Annotated in this window: 1 protein-coding gene and 1 pseudogene; both read right to left on the reverse strand. The window is 65.0% G+C overall.

Features of this window, described 5'->3' with window-relative positions; genetic code table 11:
* The coding region (locus tag HX846_RS37510; protein ID WP_178967501.1) for a polysaccharide deacetylase family protein at positions 1–500 on the reverse strand (500 nt) is incomplete at its 3' end.
* A gap of 12 nt (positions 501–512) precedes the next feature.
* Positions 513–1320: pseudogene (locus HX846_RS37515) on the reverse strand (poly-beta-1,6 N-acetyl-D-glucosamine export porin PgaA); the annotation flags it as partial.

The raw sequence follows: 1320 nt of genomic DNA on the forward strand, positions 1-1320 counted from the left end.
ACCTGCTGCCAGGTCAGGAAGTCCGAACGCGGCCGAGGTGTACCGGCGAAGTCCACCGGCTGGTTCAGCGGCGTATCCACCCACGAACCCACCGGCGCCAGCAGCGCGTGCCAGTTGTAGCTGCGCAGGATCGGCATCACACGGGTGTAGAAGCTCGCGTAGCCGTCATCGAAGCTGAGCATGATCGCCTTCGCCGGCAACTCCGGGCCGCCGTTGCGGGCCGCCAAAATCTGGTCGACGGTGACGGGCTGGTAGCCGTTTTCCCGCAGCCACGCCAACTGCTCGATCAAACGTTCGGTGCGCACGGCCACGACAGCCTGATCGGGGTCGCGGTCCTCGATGTCGTGGTAGGCGATACCGAGGAAATGGTTCTTCGGCCACGCCGCTTCGCTGGCAGGCTTGAGCCGCTCGGCGGGTGGGGTGAAAGGTGCGGGTTGCTGGGCGCAAGCGCTGCTCAGCATTAACCCCAGGGCCAACAGGCAACGGGACAAGACGGGCATGATCGGACTCTTCTAGAAGCGGTAGGTGAGGTCGACGATCAGGCGCAGGTCGCTTTCGCGCTCACCGTCATAAGGTCGGCTGATCCAGCTGAGGTTGGCGCCGGTTTCGAGCACGTCGTTCCAGCGAAACCGCTGGCCGTAGCCCACCAGTGCAACGCCGCCGGTACCGTAGTCGCGCTGGCTGTAGGTGCCCGCCCCCACCTGGAACTGCTGGCTCCACTGGGTTTCGTAGCGGTGGTAGAGCACGTGGTTGACGGTGGCCGTGGGCAGCACGCTGAAGTCCGAGCGCGGGTTGAAGTACGGCGTGTCTTCCTTGGTGTTGCGGCTGGTGCCGACTTCCAGGCCCAGGTCGACTTGCACCCCCGGCGAGCTGTACACGCCCTGGCGACCGGTGAGCAGCGCTTCAAGGCGGTTGTTGCCGTCGCTGAAGTGGGACGGGCTCAGGGCCAGTTTCCATTCGCGGCTTTCGTTGGCGCGCCAGCGGATAAACCCGCTGCCGCCGTTGGCAGTAATGTCGGCATTCAGTGCCCGCAGCGGGGTGCTCGCGGAGAGGTAATCGAGACTGCCGCCGTACTGCCATTGGTCATTGATGTCGCGGGCAATCGCGATGCGTGCGCCCTGCTTGTCGCCAAAGCCGTAGGAGTGGTTGGAGACCTCGGCTTCGAGGGTCATGTCGCGGGTGCGCCGCTCTACACCGAGGCGCTGCCAACGGTGTTGGCCGGTGCCCTCTTCGAAATCGGCGGTGGCGTAGCCGGCCCCGCCAAACACGCGCCAGTCTTCATCGATGGGCGGGCTGTAGAGCAAGGTTTCGATGCCGAAA

It is taken from the genome of Pseudomonas sp. K5002 (assembly GCF_013386655.1).
GTDB lineage: Bacteria > Pseudomonadota > Gammaproteobacteria > Pseudomonadales > Pseudomonadaceae > Aquipseudomonas.